Here is a 23,143-nt window from a genome sequence, read left to right on the forward strand (position 1 = left end):
AGGCTATGGAGGCGAAAGTACGCGTCGCGCTCGACGCAATGGGGGGGGATTACGCTCCCGGGGCCACAGTGCAGGGGGCGGTGGAGGCGGCGCGTGAATACGGCATCGGCGTTCAGCTTGTGGGTCATGAGGAGCAGATCCGTGCGGAGCTGGCTCGCTACGACACCCGCGGCCTCGATCTGGCGATTACCCCCACCGATGAGGTCATCGCGATGGATGAGCACCCAGCCACCGCGGTGCGGCGGAAGAAGAACGCTTCGCTGGTGGTGGCTCTGGAGCTGGTGCGCAGCGGCCAGGTGGTAGGGGCGGTCTCCGCTGGCAATAGCGGTGCCATGATGGCCGCCTCGCTGTTCGTTTTGAAACGCATCGCCGGCGTCGATCGGCCCGCCCTGGGTACGGTCATGCCAACGCGCACCGGCACAACCCTGGTCCTCGACGTGGGCGCCAATACGGATTGCAAGCCCGAGTACCTGCAGCAGTTTGCCCTGATGGGCGCTGTCTACATGGAGCGCATTTTTCACATCAACCGCCCACGGGTGGCGCTGCTGGCCAACGGCGAAGAGGAGACCAAGGGCAATCAGCAGGTCCAGGAAACCCATCGCCTGCTCAAAGAGAGCGCTCCGCGGCTCGGACTGAACTTTATCGGCAACATTGAAGGGCGCGATATCCCAGCAGGCGCTGCCGAGGTGGTGGTCTGCGATGGCTTTGTGGGCAATGTGGTCCTCAAGCTCAGCGAGGGACTGGCCGAGACGCTGATCGCCATGCTACGCAGCCAGATGACCAGCAACCCAATCAATACCCTGGCGGCGGCGGTGCTCAAGCCGAGTCTGAAGCAGCTCTTCAAACGCCTCGACTACGCCGAGTATGGCGGCGTCCCTCTCTTGGGTGTCAATGGTGTGGCGGTCATTGCTCATGGGCGCTCCAACGCCAAGGCCATCAAAAACGCGCTGCGGGTGGCACGCGAAACAGCGGAGCAGGGAGTAGTGACGGCCATCGCCGAGGGCCTGGCCAGGCTGGGAACCGGCGGCGAGCAGCGAGCCGAGGCCGAGGTTTAGGCCGCTATCCGGCTGGCCTGTCCGGGAGGGAGTGAGAGCCAGTGCAGAGCCAGCCAGCCAGCCAATCAGGGAAAGCAGCGCTGGAGAGAGGCCAGCCAACGCCGGCCAACGGGCACAGCGCTGGGTTTCGCCGCGCGCAGCCTGCGCAGTCGCTACCGCGACGGCGGGGGCCTCTCGCGTCCTCAGAGGAGCTAATCCTCGCGCAGGCTACGCTTCAATTCACGCACGAAGCCGACCAGACCTTCGAGCCAGGTCATCTCAGTCGAGGAGTTGTGCTTGCCCATCTGAGCCTGATATTTCAGACGGGCCTCACGTAGAGCACGCACGCGCAGCTCGGCGGCCCGGTGCACATCGTAGGTGGCGCGGCGTCGTGGGTCTCCCAGGACCTCATAGGCCTCGTTGATCAGCTTCATCTGCTGCTCATATCTAGCCTGCATACCCGCCGCGTTCTGATGCGCATCGGGATGATAGCGGCGTACCAGACGCAGATAAGCCCGCCTGATCTCCTCGGGCGAGGCGGTTGGCGCTATTTCCAGAATCGAATAATAGTCCTGCATCGCTGGCCTCATTCACCCGTACTGCCGAAGCCGCCACGCCCCGGCCCCAGGGCCGTCACCTCCTGCCAGCAGGCGCGGACTACCGGAATGAAAATACCCTGGGCAATGCGCTCGCCGCGCCTGATCAGGACAGGCTCATCACGGAAGTTGTAGACCTGGATCAGCACCTCATCACCTTCGCCACAGTAATCCTGATCAATGATACCCACCCCATGAGGGATCAGCAGCCCCTTGCGTCGCGGCGTGCTGCTGCGCAGGGTCACCAGCAACAGGTAGCCCGGTGGCGTGCTCACAATGACATTGCCCGGAATAAAACCGAGATCGCGGGGCGCGATCTCTGTATCCTGGCGGCAGAGGAGATCAAAGCCAACCGAGCCAGCAGTGGCGTAGGTCGGCAACGGCAAGGTTGGGTCCACACGTTTGATCGCCACGTCTAGCGGTTGCAGATACTTGTCCATTTCTGCTATTCTAGAAAAGAGCTTCTGTGACGTCAAGAGAAGGTGCTGGATTTCCTTGTTGAGAGAAATGGGTGGTCAGCGTCGCCGGGCGCCGGTGACGGCTTTCCTACCTTTGCCACTGCCATGTCGGGCCGCAGCCTGGTGTTGAGTCTAAAACTCAAGTTGCTTGGGCTGGTGCTCTTGCTCTGTCTGGCCGTCAGCACGACGGTGTATGCTGCCAGTTCAACCTATCACGCCGTGCAGCATCTGCAGCAGCAGAGCGCCCTGGCCAAAGCTGGGGATGTGCGCAGCATTCGCCCCTGGATGACGATACCCTACGTGGCTCATGTCTGCCATGTACCAGCCTCATACCTTTATCGGGCCTTGCATATCCCAGAGACGCCCTCTGTACAACACCTGACCCTCCATGCGCTGGCTCTACGCACAAAACGCCCGGTTGACGAGTTGATTCGCACGTTGCAACAGGCCATCGAGACCTACCGCCAGCAGCACCCAGGGCCGAAAAGCACCCCGACGAGAGAGCCTGCGGCATCCTCGGCACTGGCAAAGGGAGAACGGCCATGAGCGCCTTGCTTCCTTACCTGGTCAACTGGTTGCAAGAGTACGGCTATCCAGCCCTGTGGGGGCTGGTCTTTGTGGGGGCCGCCGGAGTTCCGCTCCCGATCACGCTGCTCTTGCTGGCCGCGGGTGCCTTCGCCGTTCTGGGAGATTATAACCTTGGCTTGCTGGTAGCGCTGGCGATGAGCGCCGCAGTGGCCGGCGATAGCGTCGGCTATAGCCTTGGTCGTCGCTGGGGAAGCCGCCTGCTCGATTACCTGGAACACTCGCCGCGGCGCTGGATTCCCCAGCAGGCCCTCAGCCGCGCACGGCAGCTCTTCCATAAGCGAGGAGGGTGGGCGATCTTCCTCGGTCGCACCGTCTTCTCGGCCATCGGGGTGCCGATCACGCTCCTCTCAGGGGCAGAACGCTATCCCTACCGCAAGTTTCTGCTCTTCGATGCACTCGGCGAGCTGGTCGGCGTCGGCCTGCCGCTCAGCCTGGGCTTTCTCTTCGGCGCCAGCTGGGAGGCAGTGGGTGAGATTCTCGGTACGATCTCGCTGCTCTTGCTGGCCCTGGCCCTGGCCACCTGGTTGAGCTACCACTTGCTGCTGCTGCTGCGCCGCCTGCGCGCAACTCACACAGAACCACAGCCACAGCCACGGCCACAGCTGGAAGAGCCAGAGCGGGCCACCTCTCCAGGAGCCGCCCCCGGTTCCTCGGGTTCCCTGCCACTTTAGCCCACCCTCACGCGTATGTAATAGTGATTGCAACGTTGAAGAAGCATGCATCTTTTACACTAAAATATTCTTCTTTTGATATAAAACAGCTTTAGAGCATCGATGCTGCCACAGACTGGCACGGAAGGAAACCTTTAGGGTATAATTGGAATAGCGCTGGAATATTTCTGGGCCGTACTGTGTTCCTATCGGTAGAAGCAACGTGTCTCATCTTACATCTTTCTCCTACCCGGCGTTAGACCTGGTCTCTCTCAGGTCGAAGGCTCGCTTTCCCTGCGTGTAGGGTCAGACAGCCTCACAGCCGCTATCTTGCTGCTTAAGATAGACACTACCTTTTCATGGAGGGCGCACATGTTAGACCTGGAGCGTGCCGACACGGGAAATGCGCTTACCTTAGACGATCAGCCCACACGAGACGATCCAGATCTGGAGAAGCAGCTTGACCAGTTGCTTACGAAGGATCTTGAATATATAGATTTTGATGACGACAACGACGATGCTGTTGTTGATGATGGAGAGGAGGAACCTGGCAAGGACGAAGAGCCTGAACTGGACGAGGACCTCAGCGGTCTGGAGCCAGCAGCCCTGGAGTTAGAAGAGATGCCTGATATGCATGAAGATCTGACGCAATTGCCAGGTTCGCCTGAGCTAGAAGACACTGCCTCGCTGCTCTCTCTTCCTCCCCTGCCAGCGACGCGCGGGGGTGCGGCACGCCGCTCCGGTGGGCGCCGGCGCCGCGCCGACTATGCGGACGAGAGCACGGCGAGCGCTCTAGACACCGGCGAATCGGATGCCGTGATGGCATATCTGCGCGAGATCGGGCGTGTGCCGATGATCTCGCATGAGCGAGAAATCGAGCTGGCCAAGCGCATTGAGATGGGCGACCGCGAGGCCAAGAAGCAGTTCATTCTGGCCAACCTGCGCCTGGTGGTCAGCATCGCCAAGCGCTATGTTGGGCGCGGGCTGAGCCTGCTCGATTTGATCCAGGAGGGCAATATCGGTCTGATCCGCGCCGTGCAGCGCTATGACTGGCGTCGGGGTCATCGCTTCTCGACGCATGCCACCTGGTGGATTCGCCAGGCCATCAGTCGCGCGGTGGCTGATAAAGGGCGCACGATCCGCTTGCCCGTCTATGTGAATACGGCGTTGAACCGCATCCGTCGTGAGCGTCAGCGCTTGCTACAGGAGCTGGGCCGTGAGCCGACTGAGCAGGAGCTGGCCGAGGCTACGGGGCTGGACCCGATCCGCATGCAGGAGCTGCAGTCGGCCCCGGGCGCGCCCGTCTCCCTGGAACTGCCTGTCGGCGAGGATGAGGAGCAGGAGCTGGGCGATGTGCTGGCTGACACAGAGTCCGCTTCACCAGAAGATATTGCGACAACCCAGACGCTGAAGGACGAGGTCCAGCGTGTGCTTGAGTCGGTGCTGACGCCGCGCGAGCGCCTGGTGCTGCAGCTGCGCTTCGGCCTGGGCAATGGCCAGGCTCATCCGCTGGAGCAGGTGGGCCGCGAGCTGGGGATTACGCGCGAGCGTGTGCGCCAGATCGAGGCCGGCGCTCTTGCGAAGCTGCGCCAGCCGCCGGTCCTGGAGCGTCTGCGCGGCTAACCTGACTGGCGCGATCGCCGTGGCTGACTTTCCCAGTCCACGCCGCTCGCCCTCAATGGTTGTCGTTCCCCAGGCCAGAGGCGCGGCTCCGGTGCGTGCTGCGCGGCGCAGGCTGGCTCGTATCTGTCCGCATCACGTTTGGCTTGCCAGGTAATCCTCCGCTCAGCGCGGTCGCTGAGTTGCGCTGGTCAGGCGTTTGTTTTCTACCAGATTGATCTTCCTTCATGACTGGAACCGAGTCCATCTGTGCCACGGGAACGGATAGGTAGGTCACAGAGCAGGAAAGGCAGCCCTCTACAGGAGAGCGCTCTTTCCTGCTCTGTTTTTTTGTTCCGCCCAGGTCGCTCTGGCCCTGGGCCTTCTTCTCTGTTCTTTCCCGATACTGCGAGCTGGCCCGGTTCGCTCGCACTCAGGCGCCCGCGCCGTAGAGCTGCAAGAAACGCGCGACGGTGCGCACTCCTCTGAAGAATTGCTTGAGAGAGTATTTTTCGTTGGGCGAGTGTAGATTGTCATCGGGCAGGCCAAAGCCCATGAGGACAATGGGCACCTGCAGGATATCGTTGAAGAGGGCAGCGACGGGAATAGAGCCACCTTCGCGAATGAAGACCGGCTCACGTCCGTAGGTCTCTTTGAGGGCTGCTGAAGCTGCCCGAATGACGGGGGCTTCGGGCGAGACGAGCACTCCCTCGCCGGCATGAATTTTGTGGACAGTGACCTCGACGTCGGGCGGTGCCAGCTCTTTGACGCGCCGTTCGAAAAGGCGATAGACTTCTTCGGCTTTGAGTCCGAGGTCGGGTGGAATGCGCATGCTGATCTTGACTTTGCCGTTGGCAGGGATGACAGTTTTGGCTCCTTCGCCACTGAAGCCGCCGACAAAGCCGTGAATTTCCAGGGTCGGTCTGGCCCAGATGCGTTGCAACGGCGGATATTCTGGCTCGCCGGAGAGCTGGGCTACGCCCATCTCTTCGCGCAGGGTCTCAGCCAGGTGAAGGGGATCTTCTTGCCAGAAGCGCTGTTCCTGCGGTGGAGCTTCACGCTGGCGGTCGTAGAGGCCGGGAATGTGGATGTGCCCACGCGCGTCTTTGAGGCCGGCGATGATGAGGGCCAGAGCGTGGAAGGGATTGGGGGCAATACCGCCATAGGTGCCTGAATGCAGGTCGCGCACGGCCCCACGCGCTTCGACTTCGGTGTAGATAATGCCGCGCAGACCAGAGATGAGGGCCGGCAGGTCAGGCGCTGGCATGTGGGTGTCGCAGATGAAGGCGGCGTCGCAGTTCAGGCGCTCGGGATAGCTGCGGACGTAGTGCTCGATGGATTCGCCTCCGGCCTCCTCTTCTCCTTCGATGAGGACGCGCACGTTGACGGGCAGCCCTCCCTCGGTGGTGATGAGGGTCTCCAGCGCTTTGAAGACGAGCATGGTCTGCCCTTTGTCGTCGCAGGCCCCTCGACAGTAGAGGTTTTCGCCGCGAATGGTCGGCTCGAAGGGCGGTGTCTGCCAGAGTTCGATGGGATCAACGGGCTGGACATCATAATGTCCATAGATAAGGAGAGTGGGCCGGCCCGCCGCTTTGAGCCATTCACCATAGACGAGTGGATGGCCCTGGGTTTCGATAAGGCGCACGTTGTCAAGGCCGATGCTGCGTAACTGGCTGGCGGCATATTCAGCAGCCCGGCGCACGTCGGCAGCATATTCTGGCAGAGTGCTGATGCTGGGGATACGCAGCCATCCTTTGAGATCTTCCAGGAAACGCTGCTCATGCTCTGCTATATACGCTTCTATCTGCGTCATGACAACTCTTCCTTCCTTAAGCGTCTGCAAGGGAAATCTGCCTGTTATGGTAGCAGGGTCAGGCCGGCTTTGTCCAGAGCGAGCTTTGCCGTGGCCGATCGCGCGGGAACCTTCCCGCTAGAGGGGCTTGAGGCGAATCTGGCCCTTGCCGCTTGTGAGAGCGGCGCGCAGAATAGAGAGAGAAAGAGGGTTGGGGGCCGTTGTGTTTTTGGCCAGCTCTCTCTCACTAGCCGGTGAAGGTGGGACAGGCTGGCCGCTAAGGAAGGAAGGAGTGCGCTGTCTATGTGCGGTCGCTTTACGTTGATTACTGATCTGCAGACGATTGCGGAGATCTTCGGGGTGCCGGCGACGCTGGAGGCTCAGCCACGCTACAATATTGCTCCCTCACAGGAGGTGGTGGCAATCCTGCATGAGGGACAACGCCAGATGGCCTGGCTACGCTGGGGCTTGATCCCTTCCTGGGCCAAGGAGGAGGCGATCGGCAACCGGATGATTAATGCACGCGCTGAGACGCTGGTTGAGAAGCCGAGCTTTAAGCGCTTGCTGCGCTCGCGCCGCTGCCTGGTGGTGGCCGACGGCTTCTATGAGTGGCAGCAGACCAATGGCTCGAAGAGGCCGATGTATATTACGCTGCGCGATCGGTCGCCGTTCGCTTTTGCTGGTCTGTGGGATCAGTGGAGCGCCGCCGATGGCCGCCTGCTGCGAACGTGTACGATTGTGACGACCGAGCCGAATGAGTTGTTGGCGACGATCCATAACCGCATGCCGGTGATTCTGCCACGCGAGGCCTGCGAGCGCTGGCTCGATCCCACTGTGCAGGAGGCGGAGGCGCTCTTGCCTTTGCTGCGCCCTTATCCGGCGGCGGAGATGCAGGCCCGCCCGGTCTCGCGCCTGGTCAACGATCCTCGCAACGAGGGGGCGGCCCTGCTGGCTTGAGTGAGAAGAGCCAGGCCAGGCCCTCCCGCCTTGTTCGACTCCGCTGCGCCTTGCCAGCAGCACGCCTGGCTTTCTATAATTGTGGCAGAGGAAGAGGGACCCGCTGGCCGCCAGTCCGTCGGACCTGCGCGGCATGACCGGGTCCCTGCCTTTGTCTGCCTTCCAGGCAGTGCTGATGCTATGTTCCTGAGAAAGGAGTGCCTCGATGGCTTCTGTGTCCGGTACAACGTTGGTGGATCGCGTGCTGCCAGCTCGCTCGCCGTCACGTTCCACGGCTCTGCTGCGCGATGGGATACTGGTGCTTGGCTTTAGTGCATTCATGGCCTTATGTGCTCGATTTTCTATTTATATTCCCTGGATTACACCAGTACCGATCACGCTGCAGACACTGGGCGTCCTGCTGACCGGGGCGGTCCTGGGCAGCCGCCGCGGGGCCTTGGCTCTGCTGGCCTACCTGGCAGAGGGAGCCGCGGGACTACCGGTCTTCGCTGGCGGCGCTGGCGGTGTGGCGGTCCTGCTCGGCTATACCGGGGGCTATCTCTGGTCCTATCCGCTGGCGGCCTGGGTCACCGGCTGGCTATGCGAGCGAGGACTGGATCGCCGCTATCTGACAGCGGTGCTGGCCATGCTGCCCGGCTCGCTGATTATCTACGCTGTAGGGGTGCCCTGGCTGGCGCTGGTCTTGCATCTGGGGCCAGGTCAGGCCCTGCTGCTCGGGATGGTGCCCTTCTTGATCGGCGATACGCTGAAGTTGCTGCTGGCGGTGGCCTTGCTGCCCTCAGCCTGGCTGCTGCTCCGCCTGGGAGCAGAGCGCGACCCGGGGGCGTCGTCCCGCTAAGGCTCGGTGAGGAAGCTTGTTAGCCAAGCCTTGAGGCTCCGAGCAGGCTCGGAGCCTCATTTGTTGTCGGCCTTGCTCCGATACGAGGAGGTCATTGTGAGTTCGCCATTGGAATCGGAGGCTTTCGATGTCGAAGGTACCTTTGAGGTCTCTGACTACCGCTATTTCTACGATAGGCTGCTGACGGAGGAGCGCAGCGAGCAGGAGGCAGATCTGGTCTGGCGGCTGCTTGGGCTGCAGCCAGGGCTGCCGGTGCTCGATCTGGCCTGCGGTTACGGCAGGATCGCCAACCGGCTGGCGGCTCGCGGCTGTCTGGTGAGCGGGCTAGACCAGAGCGCGGCTTTCCTGGATCAGGCTCGCGCTGAGGCTGAGAAGCGGGGACTGGCGATCGACTACCGTCAGGGCGATATGCGGACCTTGCCAACGGAGTGGACTGGCCGCTTCGCGGCGGTCCTGAGCTGGTTCACCTCCTTCGGCTATTTCAGCGATGAAGAGAATCGCCAGGTACTGGCCGAGATCGCCCGCGTGTTGCAACCTGGCGGACGGCTCTTGCTCGATCTGCAGAATCGCGACCGCTTGCTGCGCGTGTTTCAGCCAGATATGGTCTTGGAGCGCGATGGGGCCTGGCTGATCGATCAGCTGCACTACGATGTACTCAGTGGACGCCTGCACACCAGGCGCGTGATCCTGCGCGATGGGCGCCAGCGCGAGACGCATTTCTTTGTGCGTCTGCTCACGCTGCCCGAGCTGAGAGACTGGCTGCGCCAGGCAGGTTTCAGCCAGGTGGAAGCCTACAATGAGCAGGGTGCTCCGTTCAGCCTGGAGAGTCGACGCCTGCTGACCGTGGCCACCAGGTAGATAGAAGCAGACCGGTCTCCCGCTCGCCCTTTAGCGGGCAGCCAGAGCTGCCCATAGGCGCGGTGCTGGCAGCCCGGCCAGCTCACGAACAGCGGCGACAGTCTCCTGGGCGTTGCGCACGAAGCGCGAAGGCACCGGCAGGCGTTCTTGAAATTCTTCAACGGTCACATCGTCCAGAAAGCGCTCGCCGGCGTTGTCAAGCATGATGCGCGGCAAGAGTACCAGATCGCCGAGCCATTCCTGCTCCAGCAGCGTGGCCAGGACATCCTGGCCACAGAGCAGCCCGGCGACCGTGACCTGAGAGCCGAAAAAGCGATTCTCGACGGCGACAACGCGCGCCTCCAGGCCCTCGACGCGGTTGAGGTCCGCCGCCAGACGCTCGATAATGGGCCGGGCCATCGTGCCCGTGACCAGGGTGAGGCGCCGTGGCTGCGGCATGCGCGCGGGGAGGCGACGCCGGGCGCTCTCCCACTGATCGAGCAGGTAGCGGGTCATGCCAACGCCATTTTCGATCTGGGCATAGTCGCCATAGTGGGCGGCGGGCGGCACCTCACGGCCCGCAAGATAGTACCACTCGTCCGAGAGATAGACAAAGGGATAGCCCTCGGGATGGCTGGCGGCAAAGCGCCGCTGATGGGCCTCGACCTGGGCCATGATCTGCTCCGCCTCCTGACGCGTGTAGGGACGCAGCGGCGGCAGGTCACCAGTCTTGAGCAGGTTGTTGTATTTGGTCAGGCCCACGGGTACCACTGAGATTGATTCGACAATGGGACGCAGAGCGGCCAGATCCTGAATGCTACGTTCGAGATGCTCGCCGTCGTTGATCCCCGGGCAGAGGACAAGCTGCGTATGACAGGTGATATGCAGCTCCCCCAGACGCTGAATCTGCTCCAGAATCTCGCCAGCGCGCGGCCCATCGACCATCTTGCGCCTCAGCTCCGGCTCGGTCGTGTGAACCGAGACATAGAGCGGACTCAGGCGCTGCTCTGCCAGCCGCTGCCAGTCCTGTTCCTTAAGGTTGGTTAGCGTAATAAAGTTGCCGAAGAGGAAGGAGTAGCGATAGTCGTCGTCTTTGATGTAGAGGGTGGAGCGCAGGCCATGCGGTAACCCCGGCTGCGATGCGTAACGCGGCGGCAAGCCTTTAATGAAGCAAAAGACGCATTTGTTAGCACACTGACGGATAAAAGGCGTCGGCTCCTCGCCGAAGATCAGGCCGAGGCTCTCGCCTTCCTGACGCTCGATAGTGACCTCGTGCTGCTCCTGCTGGCGTTCGAAGGCGATAGTCAGGACCTCGTCGGCGCTGTAAAACTGGTAATCGACCAGGTCGCGAATAAGATGGCCATTGATCGTGCGAATGAGATCGCCTGGTTGCAGACCCGCGCGGTCAGCCGGGCTGTCGGGCACCACCTCACGCACCCAACCGTAGAGCTTTGGCATGAACGCTGCTTCCTTCCTGTGTTGGGCTGGCAACGGACCGGACGACATGCCGCTTTGACGGTCGACACGCCCGGTTTGCCGGGTTAAGTAAGCATTTTTTCCTGTGGCGCTGGGAGGTATCGGCCAAGATTATACGCTGACCGGGCCTGGACGTCAAATCATCTTTGCTCCTTCCTTATCACCGCACACCTACACGCAGGCACGTTCCACCTCTCGCTCGCCTCCCCAATCGTCCTATGCTATGGTCCTATGGCCATCCCCCAAAATCCGGCCACTGTTTGGGCCACACTGGCCACCATTGCGCTGATCACTTGCCCTCAAGCAATCGCTCGACGGCAGCAAACGCGTGCAGCACTCCCTCTTTGACAGTGTGGGGCACCAGGGGGAAGTTCTGGGGAGCAAAGAGCAGCTCGCGCAAATCCCTGGCATTCAGGCCATAGAGATGAGCCACGATGGCATCGATCTCGTTCCGCAGCTGCTGGCGCGCCTGGCGTCGCTCTAGTGGCAGCACGGGCGCGTCTTCTCTTCCCAGCAACTGGCGGCGCAACGCGCCGAAGGCGGGACCGAGACAGACGAGGCGAGCGACACGACGCGCAATGGCCCAACAATGGGGCTGGTCCTCCGTGAGGCTCGGTACGGGTAACTGGCGAACCTGGAACATGGTGATGTCAACCGAGATCTTGCGCCGGATCACGTAGTCGAGTACAAAGGAATTGAGCAGGCCGCAGAGGCAGGCCAGCAGTGTCGGCGAGAGGGCAGGCTCGTAGGCCAGAGCCAGACTGAGCGGTTGAGCTGGTCCAGCGCTCAGCAGGTCCGCCAGCTTGCCTTGGTCGAGACGCCAGGGGCGGATGTAGGTCAGGGTGTTGCCGAGAAAGCAGCCTGCGGGAAGGATGGTGGCGATCAGGCTGCGCTCGTTGGTGCTGCTGGCTACACGGCGGAAGACCAGGCGCGGTGCCTCGCAGTCGAGGCGAACATCCTCGGCGCTCAGCGGCCCGCGGCCATGAGCAGCCAGCAGAGCCGCCACACGCTCGGGGCGTCCACTACCAGGCAGGAGCTGAGGCCAGCGCTCCCTGGCCAGCGCATCCAGCGCCCGCTCCAGACGTGCCATCTCGCTGTGTAGCAGGGCCTGCCGCCCAACGGCGGGAAGGACATGATAGCGCGGCTCGGCAAAAGTAGCACAGTACTGGTGAATGGTTTTGCCTTCGTAGAGCGGCCAGCCCTGGCCGGCGCGGTTGAAGAGAGGGCGATCGCTCGTCATATCAAACTCGCGCATCAGCACCACCGACCAGGCACCAGCTTCCTGCTCCGCCTGCTGCTCGCCGAGGAGCGGCCTGTTAGCATAGATGCAGCTGAGGAGGTCCGCTTCGCGCTGAGTGCGCAGCTCTAGCAGCGAGAGGGTTTCCGGGGCGAAGCGGGCAATCAGCGCGCAGGGCAGACGGATGGTAAACTCTTCCTCATCATTTTGCAACACGGCAGGATCGCGCAGCATAAAGGCCACCCGCACGTGAGCAGCGGGCTGGGGTTGCTCGCGGGCGAAAACCAGCAGGGCAAACTTGCAGCGGATATCGATGGGAAAGAGGGCGGCACGGTTTTCAAAGCCCAGCAGCACAAGCAGGCGCCCCTCTTCCAGGAGCAGGCGGCGCAGTCCGGTGCTGCTCTGATCAGTATAGAGGCCAGCCGGTACGACAAGGCCGCAGTGACCGCCGGGACGCAGCAGGCGATAGGAGCGCTCGACAAAGAGCCTGTAACTGTTTAGATCGCCACCGCTCGCTTTACCGCCGATAGGGGTGCGCTGAGCAGGATAGAGTCCGCTGACACGCACATAGCGGCTCAGTTTTGCAAGCCAGTGGGTCCGGCCTCGCCAGGAGCGCTCGACACTGCGATCAGCTAGCAGAGACTGACGCTGACGCTCGGCTTCGGCGCGCTCCAGCCGACGGTAGAGAGGATCATAGGAGGCGAAGAATTCGCGTGAGTTGGGCTTGAGGATCTCCCAGGGCGGATTGCCCAGCACAGCATCAAAGCCCGGCTGAGCGCGCAGACGACCATCTCCTTCAAAGAAGACAGCGGGAAATTCTAGCGGCCAGTGGAAAGGGCGCAGGCGTCTGATCAGGCGCTCAAGGGTGCGCAGATAGGAAGTGAGCGCCGGCGGCTCTCCCTGCATTCCGTCCTCTGACGGAGGATCACCTCCAGGGCGCGCTAGCGCAGCGACAAGCGCGGCACAGGTACGCCTGTCCGGTAAGGGCGGCGCAGCTTCCACGCCCGCTGCTTCGCCTCCTTCTTCAGCGGCAGACTGCGAGCGTGGCCAAAACCAGAGGGCCACCCAGAGATCGGCCAGGCGTCGGGCCTGCGCGCGCTCAGCGCTCGTCTGCGGCAGGACCGCGCCCGGTAGCGGAATCAGGCGCAGCAAGCTGGCGAGGTGTTGAGGCTGGCTGGCTGCCTCACTGACGGCGGCCTCCCACGGCCAGGGCATACCAATCAGGCTGTTCCCACAGCGCAGGTTGTGACGCAAAAAGGTGGCTGGCTGCTCAGGCTGGCCAGTGAAGAGCCAGAGCGACAGGCGCGCCAGCTCAACAGCCAGCTCATCGAGATCAACACCGTAGAGGCAGCGCTCGGCCACCAGGCGACGATAGGGCAGCGACTCCGCCAGCCCTGCCTGCTCCGGCGCAGACACTGTGTCCGGGAAGCAGGCACAGGCCCGAGCCAGGTAGTCGCAAGCCGCCACCAGAAAGGCCCCCGTGCCCATCGCCGGGTCGACCACTCTGAGCGCCAGAACCTCCTCAGCCCGCTGGCAACTCCTCACCAGTGGCGCCAGCGTACGCTGCACGAGATAGGAGATCAGGGCGGGAGGCGTCGAGTAACTACCGCTGCTCTTGCGACCGCTGCTGGGAGCCAGATAGATGCTACCAGGGGCAATAATGCGCACTACGGAGTACAGCACCTGACCATCGTTGGCCGCTGAGACATTGAGGCGCGCCGGAATAACGAAGCGTCGACCTCGATCCTGCACCTCGTGCAGTAGCTCGCCGGCCAGACGTGGCTCATAGGCCAGCAGATCCTCGTAGAGCGCCGCCGGCTGCCAGGTCCAGCCGGTCTCAGCGCTCACCTCGTAGGAGAGGGGGAGACCGTTGAGCAGAGCCAGGACCCGCGTCAGCACCGCATCAGGGAGTGGCAGAGCTTCCAGATAGGGCGTCGTCTCAGGATCAAAGAGGTGGCCAGGATAGGGAGCCAGAGTCAGCCCCGGCTGCCGATAGCCCACGCGCATCAGCGTCCACCGGCGCTGCAGATCTCCCCAGAGACGGTAAGCACGGTCCTCTTTATCCTCAGCAGCCTCCGGCTCTCCCAGGGAACGCTCTTCCGCCAGGAGACCGGCACGCTCGACAGCTTCGGTCACAAAGAGGCGATAGATCAGGCGCAGTGTCTGCTCATAGAGGCCGGCCAGATCCTGGAGAGCCAGCCTGGCCAGTTGCCCGCGCTTAGAGAGGGCCGTCTGCTCTGCCTGGCCCGCGAGCAGTCTTTGTGCCTGCCTGACCAGCGCCGTCAACACCAGCACTATGGCCTCACAGGTGCGCTCTTTCAGCGCTGGTAATCCGACAGCCGCATTCCTCTCTCGCTGGTCGATCAACGCTTCCCTCTCAGCAGGTAGATCCATTCTTACAGCTCGTTCAGATATCCGCTCCAAGCCTCGCCAGAGCACCGGGAAAAGCAAAGCCAGCCAGGCAGCCATGCGGCACACCCTTTGCAGCAGCTCATGGAATGGAAGGCAGGCCCCCCTGGCGGCTCCTGCGGTAAAGGAGCGGCGCCTCGTCTCGGTCCATCATCTTGACCGCTCAAGAGAAAGCTGTCTGTCTGTTGTCGCTATCAATACCATAGGAAGCGCCAACCCAAGGGCCAGTGTCAATGGCTGCATATCTCAACAAAACATTGGCTCTTGTCAGCGCTTCTAGCAGCAGGTAAGGTACCCTGAGACCAGCAGGTTCTGAACCAGTGAAAGGAGTCACCTGGATGGAGCAACCATCTGAGCAGCAAGAGCTACATCACATCCGTCGGCGTGATCGGGCTGTCAACGACGAAAGCTGGATACGCAACTTTCTCCAACGTGCCCCAGTAGGGGTACTGGCTACCGTTGAGGGCGAGCAGCCCTTTCTCAATAGCAACCTCTTCGTTTACGATGAGGCAGCGCACGCCATCTATATCCACACTGCCGCCCGTGGACGGACACGCCGCAATGTCGAAAGCAGCGAGCGTGTCTGTTTCACCGTCTACGAAATGGGGCGACTCCTGCCCGCCAAGACGGCTCTGGACTTCAGCGTCGAATACGCCAGTGTCGTGGTCTTCGGGCAAGGGGCTATCATTCAGGATCGTGAGCGGGCCCGGGCCGCCTTACACCTGCTGCTCAAAAAGTATGCCCCTCACCTGGAGGCGGGACATGACTACCGCGCCGTCACCGATGAGGAACTGAAGCGCACCAGCGTCTACGAGATTCGCATCAGCGCCTGGAGCGGCAAAAAGAAAGAGGCAGCGCCGGATTCCGTGGGAGCCTACTACTATGGAGAAGAACCGCAGGCTCAGTGGCAGTCCTGACGCTGCATCAACTGGCCGCCCAACAGAAAACTCTTTTTCGGCGCTCAGACATGGATGTCCCAGAAGAGCTGGCCGCTCTGCATGATATCTGAGAAAGAGAGGACAAAATCGTGCTGGCTTTGCGGGACCTCATAGACCAGGGTCCCGCGAATCTTCTGCTGCGGCTCCACTTTTCCAGTCGGGGGTGGGCTGGCAAAACTCACAAAAGCCATCTGAATCTCTCGTCCCTCGGTATCACGTAGCGTGAAATTGAAGTCTGCCGCCACCTCCTGCTCATCATTCGAGACATTCAGCAGCGTGATGTCGAGCAGCAGGTACTGATCTCCAGCCTGGGGCTGATCAAAGCCCTGACCCGGAGAGGTCTGGACAGAGTTTAAGGTGATCTGCCAGGTGTTATTAAAAGTGACCGCCTCGCCCACCTTATGATGAACGCTTCCACTGCTATTCGCTGTCGAAGATGAGGATGAAGAGGCCGGCGTAGCTGTTGGCGAGGACGTCGTCGCCGTGCTACCAGTAGCAACGGTCGCAGTCGTGCTGGTGTTACTGACTGTCGTCGACACCGATGGGGCGGAGCGATTCGTCGTGCTGTTCGCCTTGGGAGTTGCTGTCAGCGTCCCGATGACATCTCCCAGCCCCAGGCCAGCTAGAAAGACCACGACCAGGGCAATAATCCAGAGCCAGGTCAGGCTGCGGCGCGGAGCCTGGGTCGGGGGAGGAAGCGTCTGGATCACTGGCGCTCCAGTTGCCGAGACCGTTGGCCAGAGCGTTTGCCCAGATGCGGGCGGTGGCGGCGGTGTCAGCGGCGAGGCAGGTATAATGCCGGGAGAACCAGGCATCGGCGTATACGGATCAGGCCGGGCCCACTGCTCATAACCAGGCAACGAAGGCGGGCTTCCTGGTGGAGGCGTCTGGCCCCCCGGCGGGGGCAGAGCAGATCCGCCCCCAGGCGGCGTCTGATCAGAAGGAGGAGGGTACGATTGCATACAAGTTCCTTTCTACACTCTTTAACTCTCTCTCATCGAATAGACAGACACTGCTATCCTGCTCCGGCGAAACTCTTTTCTTGACGATGATCTGGAAAGATGACTGAGGCCACTCTTTCCTGGAGAAAAGCGTCACGCCCTTCTCATTTATATTCTATCATAGATATTTATCTATGGATACTCAACTACTTTCTCAATTGAGGCCCCGCAGAAAAGCTGTGCGGAGCAGGGCAGAATTGGCTTCCGGGCAGCGAGAAGCGAGCTGCTTCCCATCTTCCCCAGACCAGAAGGCAGGAGGTCTTGACCCTGGCCCCTGATCAGGGATATGCTACCTACAAGACAGACAAAGGAAAAGAGCGGGAGCCGACAGACACAGCCAGGCTACTCACTCACCTCCCGGCTGTTGCCCCCAGGAAGAGCAGCAGCCGGGCAGCCAGCCAGGTCAGACAACAAGGGAGAATCCATGACAAGCAAGCAGCCGCTGCGTCTCATCCTCGACACCGATCCAGGCATTGACGACGCCCTGGCCCTCCTGCTGGCCCTTGCCTCGCCCGAGGTCAGCCTGGAAGGCGTCACCACCGTCAGCGGCAACGTTCCGCTGGAAGACACCACGCGCAATGCGCTGGCCTTACTGGCCCTGGCCGGGCGCGATGACATCCCTGTTGCTGCAGGAGCAGCGCGTCCACTTGTGCGCGAGCCGATTCACGCTGCCGAGGTGCATGGTCAGCGCGGTCTGGGACGGGCCGAGCTGACAGAGCCGACCTCAGCCCCTGTCTCTCAGCCTGCCGCTGTCTTCCTCTGCGAGCGTATCAAAGCTGCTCCAGGCGCCATCACCCTGGTCGCCGTAGGGCCGCTCACCAATCTGGCCCTGGCCGTCAGGCTGGTCCCGGAGATCGCCCAGCAGGTGCGCGAAGTGGTTATTATGGGCGGCGCCCTGCGCGTCCCTGGTAACATTACCCCAGCCGCCGAGTTCAATATTTATGCCGACCCCGAGGCTGCCCACGTCGTCTTCCACGCCGGCTGGCCGCTGCGCCTTGTCAGCCTTGACACCACCCAGCAGGTCGGTCTGACCCGCACGCAGTTCGCTCCTCTGTGCCGGCCCGAGAGTCGCATCGGGCGCTGTATCGACGCTATGCTCGCCCACTACTTTGAGGACTTCGCCCCACGCGCCGCTTACGAGCGCTTTCACCTGCACGATCCACTGGCGCTGGCCGCTGCCTTCCATCCCGAATTGCTTGAGTGGGAATCGGTCTACATCGACGTCGAGCTGAGCGGCCATCAGACCCCAGGGGCCACTGTGGCCTGGTTCCGTCGCCGTCCCGAGACCCCGCCGGCCAACGTCCTGGCGGCCACCGCCGTCGACGTCACTGGCTTCACCACTTTCTTCCTGGAACGGCTGGCGCGCCTGCTCTGAGCCACATGGAAGTGGCCTCTCACCCGTGTCTGTCGCTGCCCTCGCGGCGATGAGCGACCGCACGCGCTCTGACCCATTCTGCGCCTGGGCTTTGATCAGGCCGGGCCGGCAATGCATCTTGCTGACCTCGACCCGCATTCAGGCCCGGCACCATCAGGACCAGGAAGGACGGAAGATCAACCTGTGGAGCATGTTCAGCAGCAGCCACCGAGGAAAGAGCTGATCAGCTCGCGCCGGCTTAACGAACTGGCAAGCGCCCTGCGCGCCCAGGTACGCGGCGAAGTGCGCTTTGACACTGGCAGCCGCGCCATGTACTCGACCGACGCCTCGAACTACCGCCAGGTACCACTAGGCGTCGTGCTTCCACAAGACGGCGACGACGTCTGCGCCGCCATTGCCGTCTGTCGCGCCTACGATGTCCCCATTCTGGCGCGCGGTGGTGGCACCAGCACCGCCGGCCAGACCTGTAACATTGCCGTCGTGCTTGACCTGTCGCGTCACATGCAGCACATTCTCAGTCTCGACCCCAGGCAGCGTCTGGCGCGCGTTGAGCCGGGGGTAGTCCTGGACGACCTGCGCTGGGCCGCCGAGCAACACCACCTGACTTTTGCCCCCGATCCCTCAACGCATAATCGCTGTACTCTGGGCGGCATGATCGGCAATAACTCCTGCGGCACCCATTCGCTGATGGGCGGCAAAACCGTCGACAACATCGAAGAGCTGGAAATTCTGACCTACGACGGCCTACGTCTGCGCGTGGGCGCCACCAGCGAAGAAGAGCTGGCCCAGATCATCGCCGCCGGAGGACGCCGTGGCGAGATATATGCCCGCCTCAAAGCCCTGCGCGACCGCTACGCTAACCTCATTCGCCAGCGCTATCCGGCCATCCCACGCCGCGTCTCCGGTTACAACCTCGACCAACTGCTCCCGGAGAATGGCTTTCATGTTGCTCGCGCCCTCGTCGGCAGCGAAAGCACCTGCGTCACCGTGCTGGAAGCCACCGTACGCCTCGTACCCAGTCCCCCGGCGCGGGTCTTGCTCGTCCTCGGCTATCCTGATTTCTTCCGCGCCTGCGATGAAGTACCCGCCCTGCTTGAATTTCGGCCCATCGCCCTCGAAGGTCTCGACGAGGGCCTCGTTGCCGATAGCCGCCGCAAAGGTCTCAACCTTGAACACCTGCGTCTGCTACCCGAAGGCGGCGGCTGGCTGCTGCTCGAATTTGGTGGTCAGACGCGCGCCGAGGCCGAAGACCAGGCCCGGGCCCTGATGGCCCACCTGCAGCGAGGGAGTGCTCCGCCACAGATGCGCCTCTGCAGCAGCCAGGATGAAGCCCGGGCCTTGTGGGAGGTACGAGAATCAGCCCTTGGCGCCTCCACTTTCGTTCCAGGCCAACCTCTCAAATGGGAAGGCTGGGAAGATTCTGCCGTTCACCCGAGTCGCCTCGGCGCCTATCTACGTGAGCTACGCGCCCTCCTTGACCGCTATGGCTACCAGGCCAACTTCTATGGACATTGCGGAGAGGGCTGCGTCCACATGCGCGCCAGCTTCGATCTGGAGAGTCAGGAGGGCATTCGCCAGTTTCGCGCCTTCATGGAAGAGGCCGCCGATCTTGTCGTGCGCTATGGCGGCTCGCTCTCCGGTGAGCATGGTGACGGCCAGGCCCGGGCCGAATTGCTGCCCAAAATGTTTGGGCCAGAACTGCTAGAAGCTTTCCAAGAGTTCAAGGCGATCTGGGACCCCGCTGGACGCATGAACCCTGGCAAAGTCGTCAACCCCTACCGGCTCGACGAAGACCTGCGTCATGCGCTGCCGCTGCCACGTCCCGCCGCCACCTACTTTCGCTTTCCCGCCGATCACGGCAACTTTGCCCATGCTGTCATGCGCTGCGTCGGCGTGGGCAAATGTCGCCGCACCGACGGCGGCCTGATGTGCCCGAGCTACATGGTCACCCGCGAAGAGGCCCATTCCACCCGTGGACGAGCGCGACTGCTCTTCGAGATGCTCTACGGCGACCCCTTGCGCGGCGGCTGGCGCTCCGAAGAAGTGCGCCAGGCTCTCGACCTTTGCCTGGCCTGCAAAGGCTGTAAAAGCGAGTGTCCCGTCAATGTAGACATGGCCACCTACAAAGCCGAATTTCTGGCGCATTATTACGCAGGCCGCCTGCGACCGCGCAGCGCCTATCTCTTCGGCCTCATTCATCGCTGGGCTGCCCTGGGGGCCCGCACCCCCGAGCTGGCGAACCTGCTGACTCAGGCTCCGTTGCTGAGCCAGTTGCTCAAGTGGGTCGGCGGGATCGCTCCCGAGCGCCGTCTGCCTCGTCTAGCCCCGCTCAGCTTCCGTAGCTGGTTTCAGAGCCGCCCGCGCCCACCGCGTCAGAGCCAGCACCAGCGAGTCCTCCTCTGGCCCGACACTTTCAACAATTACTTTCATCCAGAAACGGCGCGCGCCGCCGTCGAGGTTCTCGAAGCCCTCGGCTTCCAGGTCGAGCTACCGCCAGTCGCCCTTTGCTGCGGGCGTCCTCTCTACGACTACGGCATGCTGGCCACTGCCAAAGAGCAGCTAGGCCGGATTATGATCGTGCTCCGTCCCTATCTGGATCAGGATATTCCCATTGTCGGGCTAGAGCCAGGCTGTGTCTCCGTCTTCCGCGATGAGCTGCCCAATCTCTTCCCCGAGCGTCCAGAGGCGCAGCAGCTCAAAGAGCGCGTCCTCCTGCTGAGCGAGTTTTTAGAGCGGTACGCCAGCGACTACCCCTGGCCACAGCTGGAGGGCCAGGTCCTGCTGCAGCCCCACTGTCACCAGCGCGCCCTGATGAACGTCGCCGCCGAGCGTACCCTGCTCAGCAAGCTCGGCCTGCAGGTACAGGTTCCTGACGCCGGCTGCTGCGGCATGGCCGGGGCTTTTGGCTTCGAAGCTCAGCATGCCAGTCTCTCCCGGCAGGTCGGTGAGCGGCTGCTCCTGCCGACCGTGCGCGCGGCCCGTCCAGAAACCCTGATTGTCGCAGATGGCTTCAGCTGCCGCGAGCAGATCGCTCAGACCACGCCACGCCACGCCCTGCACCTGGCCGAAGTCTTGCAACTGGCCCTACGCCTGCCGACCAATGCGCGGCTGGGACCCTACCCAGAGCGAGCGGCCCTCTTTGCTCCTCCCCTGCCAGCGGCCAGACGCCGTCTGGGCAGCGCCCTGGCCCTGACCGGTAGCGCACTCCTCGCCCTGGGTACCCTCCTGCTCCTCCAGCGCCGGCGGCGGAGAGCCCAGCAGCAGCGGCGAAACTAGAACAAACGTTTGACATCAAGGGGGACCTGAGCTATAATCAGAACCACAGGCCATGATCGCGACCGGCGCCATGGAGAGCGAGGGCTAAAGAGTCGTCAGGCGAGCGTTTTTTCTCTGTAGAACAGCGCGCTGTGCTAGACGAACTGCTCTTCGATGAGGTAAAATGAGTATAAAGCGCACAGTGTTCAACGCTTACTCAGGCCACCGACGCTGGCAAGGAGACTACGCCGCCGACCAAACAGCCTGATCAGTGTTGGGAGGAATGCATGACAAACGAGCGTATGGAGAGAAGGCTATACCGCAGAAGCCCGGGCCGCCAGTACAGTCAGGAGGATTACGAGGATCTGAGGTCGCAGAGTTATCGTGGACAGACAGAGCAGACGCGCTGGCCCTCCGCTAGCAGCAGCCGCACCCCTTCCGGCTCCCTGCTAACACGACGCCCAGATCTGCGCCGGACGCGACAGTTGATGCGCCAGAGCATTCTGGCGAGCAAACGCGAGGAGATGAGTCTACACAGCGAAGGGGTCCTGACCGCGCCCCCAGAGACGGAGGAGGAGCTGCTTCCGTCGGCGCGAGGCCGAAGCCATACGCTCTATAGCCGAGAGCTGTACGCCACAGCTGGACTGCGCCCCTCGCGCCTGCCTTCACGCCGCCCGTTGCCAGAGGAGGAAGAGGCCGAAGAATGGAGCGACGAAGTCATCGCGGTGGTCGAAGACGAGGCGGAGCAGTATGGCTTTGCCTCTCCAGAGTTTGAGGAGAGCTACAGCCAGGAGCGCTACGGCAGATCGATGGCCGCGGCTGGTCGCTACGAGAATGAGCTGCTAGAAGACGAAGAGGAAGGGAGCGCCTTCAGCAACAGCGAGCCGCTCCCGCCGGTCAGGCGACGAGCTACCAGACATCTGACCACGCGCCGACTGGCCGAGCCAGAGCCAGAGGAGTTCTTCCCTCCCGAAGAGGAGGAATACTACGAGGAGGAGAAGCCGCGTCGCAAAAAGCGCATCCTGACGCGACGCCGCGTGTTGGTTGGTTTGGGCGTGGCGGCTACCGGTGGGGCGGTAGTGGCCGCTTCGCAGCTGGCTCCTAAAATTCCCGAGACTCTCGGCAATACCGCTAGCAATATCGAGCGCCAGGTGGCCGACGCCTTCAATCGCGGTTTCCAGGCAGGCGCCGACTCTGTGCGCAAGGAACTGATCTCCTCCCTGGAGAACATTGAAGGCGTCTCGCTAGACGCCGCCATTACGGCTGCCCGTCTGCTGCGCACAGCCTACGACGTCTTCGTCAGCCCGCTCCTGACCCTGGCAGCCAACGTCACCGGCGATTTCTTGAATGTTACCCTGCGCGCCTTCAAGCAGGCACGCCAGTGGCTAGCGAATATCGGCCAGGATAACCAGGTGCTGGCGGCTTTGCAGACCGTGCTGGAGAGCTGGTCAACGCAGGTGAAGCAGATGCCCAAACAGCTGCAGGCCATTACCGACGCCGACCTCGACGGCACTCAAACCTACCTGCGCGGTCTGCAGCGCACGCTCGCCGAGGAGAAGGCTAAGCTCAATGCCAGCAGCCAGCAAGCAGCTCCCTCTCCATCGCCCACCGCTTCGACCAAGAAAAGCTGACCCTGGCGCACGGATCAACTATCGTTTATACTCTAGGTATAGAGCGTTTCGCTGCCAGTGCCGGCACCTATACGGTCTGACGTTTGCTGATTGCTGGTCAGGCCAGGGACGCACCTTCCCGTCGTGACAGGAAGCTACGGGAAAGGGGGGATGTTTTTCTACTCAACACAGCCCAGCCGTCTAGCAGGCACCCGACCCACCCAGGCAAGCGAGGGCGCCTCGCCCCCAATGGATGAGCAAAGTCAGGTCATGGTCCTTAAGGCTTTGCTCCTCCTCTACGCGCTCAACCTGCGCCCAAACCCAACCCGGCATCTGCCACACTACCCAGGCCAGGCGCCCTCGACCGCCTCTCTTCTCTGAGCAAGAGCCAACCAACCGTCGTCAGGGTCGTCCGGACTTTCGCCAGCCTTCTCCTCCTACTCGGCCACACCCTTCTTGTCCAGTCCAGACGAGATGGCAAGCAGCAAGGTAC

The 23,143-nt window shown here is 62.2% G+C and carries 17 protein-coding genes; 11 read left to right on the forward strand and 6 right to left on the reverse strand.

What is annotated here, in order from left to right; translation table 11 throughout:
• Positions 1–5 precede the first annotated feature (5 nt).
• Entirely contained in the window at positions 6–1,055 is a 1,050-nt protein-coding gene (gene plsX / locus IRZ31_RS10045; RefSeq protein WP_363325658.1) for a phosphate acyltransferase PlsX, read from the forward strand.
• Between the two features lie 191 nt (positions 1,056–1,246).
• Here plsX and IRZ31_RS10050 read toward each other — a convergent pair whose 3' ends face one another.
• Together IRZ31_RS10050 and IRZ31_RS10055 are read right to left on the reverse strand one after the other, a co-directional pair.
• Positions 1,247–1,612, reverse strand: a complete 366-nt coding sequence (locus IRZ31_RS10050) for a DnaJ domain-containing protein (RefSeq protein ID WP_297152992.1) — start codon at positions 1,610–1,612, stop codon at positions 1,247–1,249.
• An 8-nt stretch (positions 1,613–1,620) separates the two neighbouring features.
• Positions 1,621–2,070 carry a dUTP diphosphatase gene (locus IRZ31_RS10055; protein ID WP_297152994.1) on the reverse strand — a complete coding sequence of 150 codons (450 nt, stop codon included), beginning with the start codon at positions 2,068–2,070 and terminating at the stop codon, positions 1,621–1,623.
• A gap of 42 nt (positions 2,071–2,112) precedes the next feature.
• Here IRZ31_RS10055 and IRZ31_RS10060 point away from each other — a divergent pair, with 42 nt between their 5' ends.
• From IRZ31_RS10060 to IRZ31_RS10070, 3 genes are all read left to right on the forward strand, one after another.
• Positions 2,113–2,634, forward strand: a complete 522-nt coding sequence (locus IRZ31_RS10060) for a hypothetical protein (RefSeq protein WP_297152996.1) — start codon at positions 2,113–2,115, stop codon at positions 2,632–2,634.
• A complete protein-coding gene (locus tag IRZ31_RS10065; protein WP_297152998.1) occupies positions 2,631–3,347 on the forward strand; it encodes a DedA family protein in 717 nt (238 codons plus the stop codon). Before IRZ31_RS10060 ends, IRZ31_RS10065 begins: the two co-directional genes overlap by 4 nt.
• 351 nt (positions 3,348–3,698) lie before the next feature.
• Entirely contained in the window at positions 3,699–4,949 is a 1,251-nt protein-coding gene (locus IRZ31_RS10070) for a sigma-70 family RNA polymerase sigma factor (protein WP_297153000.1), read from the forward strand.
• 409 nt (positions 4,950–5,358) lie between these two features.
• Here IRZ31_RS10070 and IRZ31_RS10075 read toward each other — a convergent pair whose 3' ends face one another.
• Positions 5,359–6,738, reverse strand: coding sequence for a dipeptidase (locus tag IRZ31_RS10075; RefSeq protein WP_297153002.1), 1,380 nt, complete (start codon positions 6,736–6,738; stop codon positions 5,359–5,361).
• A 282-nt stretch (positions 6,739–7,020) separates the two neighbouring features.
• Here IRZ31_RS10075 and IRZ31_RS10080 point away from each other — a divergent pair, with 282 nt between their 5' ends.
• From IRZ31_RS10080 to IRZ31_RS10090, 3 genes are all read left to right on the forward strand, one after another.
• On the forward strand, positions 7,021–7,674 hold the full coding sequence (locus IRZ31_RS10080) for an SOS response-associated peptidase (RefSeq protein ID WP_297153005.1): 654 nt from the start codon (positions 7,021–7,023) through the stop codon (positions 7,672–7,674).
• 205 nt (positions 7,675–7,879) lie between these two features.
• Positions 7,880–8,512: a biotin transporter BioY gene (locus tag IRZ31_RS10085; RefSeq protein ID WP_297153007.1), complete on the forward strand. Its 633-nt coding sequence runs from the start codon at positions 7,880–7,882 to the stop codon at positions 8,510–8,512.
• A gap of 96 nt (positions 8,513–8,608) precedes the next feature.
• A complete protein-coding gene (locus IRZ31_RS10090; protein ID WP_297153009.1) occupies positions 8,609–9,370 on the forward strand; it encodes a class I SAM-dependent methyltransferase in 762 nt (253 codons plus the stop codon).
• Between the two features lie 30 nt (positions 9,371–9,400).
• Here the strand turns inward: IRZ31_RS10090 and IRZ31_RS10095 are convergent, their stop codons facing one another.
• Positions 9,401–10,807 carry a DUF512 domain-containing protein gene (locus IRZ31_RS10095; protein WP_297153011.1) on the reverse strand — a complete coding sequence of 469 codons (1,407 nt, stop codon included), beginning with the start codon at positions 10,805–10,807 and terminating at the stop codon, positions 9,401–9,403.
• 307 nt (positions 10,808–11,114) lie between these two features.
• A complete protein-coding gene (locus IRZ31_RS10100; protein WP_297153013.1) occupies positions 11,115–14,456 on the reverse strand; it encodes an N-6 DNA methylase in 3,342 nt (1,113 codons plus the stop codon).
• Between the two features lie 353 nt (positions 14,457–14,809).
• Here IRZ31_RS10100 and IRZ31_RS10105 point away from each other — a divergent pair, with 353 nt between their 5' ends.
• On the forward strand, positions 14,810–15,388 hold the full coding sequence (locus IRZ31_RS10105) for a pyridoxamine 5'-phosphate oxidase family protein (protein WP_297153015.1): 579 nt from the start codon (positions 14,810–14,812) through the stop codon (positions 15,386–15,388).
• A 44-nt stretch (positions 15,389–15,432) separates the two neighbouring features.
• On the opposite strand, the gene IRZ31_RS10110 is transcribed toward IRZ31_RS10105, so the two are convergent.
• The gene (locus IRZ31_RS10110; protein ID WP_297153017.1) at positions 15,433–16,371 is read right to left on the reverse strand and encodes a DUF4352 domain-containing protein; all 939 of its coding nucleotides are present in this window, start codon (positions 16,369–16,371) and stop codon (positions 15,433–15,435) included.
• A gap of 463 nt (positions 16,372–16,834) precedes the next feature.
• Here IRZ31_RS10110 and IRZ31_RS10115 point away from each other — a divergent pair, with 463 nt between their 5' ends.
• The 3 genes from IRZ31_RS10115 (at position 16,835) to IRZ31_RS10125 (ending at position 22,671) form a co-directional block, all read left to right on the forward strand.
• Complete coding sequence (locus IRZ31_RS10115; RefSeq protein ID WP_297153019.1) at positions 16,835–17,785, forward strand: nucleoside hydrolase; 951 nt, start codon at positions 16,835–16,837, stop codon at positions 17,783–17,785.
• Between the two features lie 183 nt (positions 17,786–17,968).
• Positions 17,969–21,061, forward strand: a complete 3,093-nt coding sequence (locus tag IRZ31_RS10120) for an FAD-binding and (Fe-S)-binding domain-containing protein (RefSeq protein WP_297153021.1) — start codon at positions 17,969–17,971, stop codon at positions 21,059–21,061.
• Positions 21,062–21,327: 266 nt separating this feature from the next.
• Positions 21,328–22,671 carry a hypothetical protein gene (locus IRZ31_RS10125; RefSeq protein WP_297153023.1) on the forward strand — a complete coding sequence of 448 codons (1,344 nt, stop codon included), beginning with the start codon at positions 21,328–21,330 and terminating at the stop codon, positions 22,669–22,671.
• Positions 22,672–23,143: the final 472 nt, after the last annotated feature.

Origin of the sequence: Thermogemmatispora sp. (genome assembly GCF_019683635.1) — a bacterium.
GTDB lineage: Bacteria > Chloroflexota > Ktedonobacteria > Ktedonobacterales > Ktedonobacteraceae > Thermogemmatispora.

Coding starts and splice junctions, on each gene's coding strand:
- IRZ31_RS10110 (WP_297153017.1), bottom strand. CDS start 16,371: ATGCAATCGTACCCTCCTCCTTCTGATCAGACGCCGCCTGGGGGCGGA.
- IRZ31_RS10095 (WP_297153011.1), bottom strand. CDS start 10,807: ATGCCAAAGCTCTACGGTTGGGTGCGTGAGGTGGTGCCCGACAGCCCG.
- IRZ31_RS10105 (WP_297153015.1), top strand. CDS start 14,810: ATGGAGCAACCATCTGAGCAGCAAGAGCTACATCACATCCGTCGGCGT.
- IRZ31_RS10100 (WP_297153013.1), bottom strand. CDS start 14,456: ATGGATCTACCTGCTGAGAGGGAAGCGTTGATCGACCAGCGAGAGAGG.
- IRZ31_RS10070 (WP_297153000.1), top strand. CDS start 3,699: ATGTTAGACCTGGAGCGTGCCGACACGGGAAATGCGCTTACCTTAGAC.
- IRZ31_RS10065 (WP_297152998.1), top strand. CDS start 2,631: ATGAGCGCCTTGCTTCCTTACCTGGTCAACTGGTTGCAAGAGTACGGC.
- IRZ31_RS10075 (WP_297153002.1), bottom strand. CDS start 6,738: ATGACGCAGATAGAAGCGTATATAGCAGAGCATGAGCAGCGTTTCCTG.
- IRZ31_RS10115 (WP_297153019.1), top strand. CDS start 16,835: ATGACAAGCAAGCAGCCGCTGCGTCTCATCCTCGACACCGATCCAGGC.
- IRZ31_RS10080 (WP_297153005.1), top strand. CDS start 7,021: ATGTGCGGTCGCTTTACGTTGATTACTGATCTGCAGACGATTGCGGAG.
- IRZ31_RS10055 (WP_297152994.1), bottom strand. CDS start 2,070: ATGGACAAGTATCTGCAACCGCTAGACGTGGCGATCAAACGTGTGGAC.
- IRZ31_RS10085 (WP_297153007.1), top strand. CDS start 7,880: ATGGCTTCTGTGTCCGGTACAACGTTGGTGGATCGCGTGCTGCCAGCT.
- IRZ31_RS10050 (WP_297152992.1), bottom strand. CDS start 1,612: ATGCAGGACTATTATTCGATTCTGGAAATAGCGCCAACCGCCTCGCCC.
- plsX (WP_363325658.1), top strand. CDS start 6: ATGGAGGCGAAAGTACGCGTCGCGCTCGACGCAATGGGGGGGGATTAC.
- IRZ31_RS10125 (WP_297153023.1), top strand. CDS start 21,328: ATGACAAACGAGCGTATGGAGAGAAGGCTATACCGCAGAAGCCCGGGC.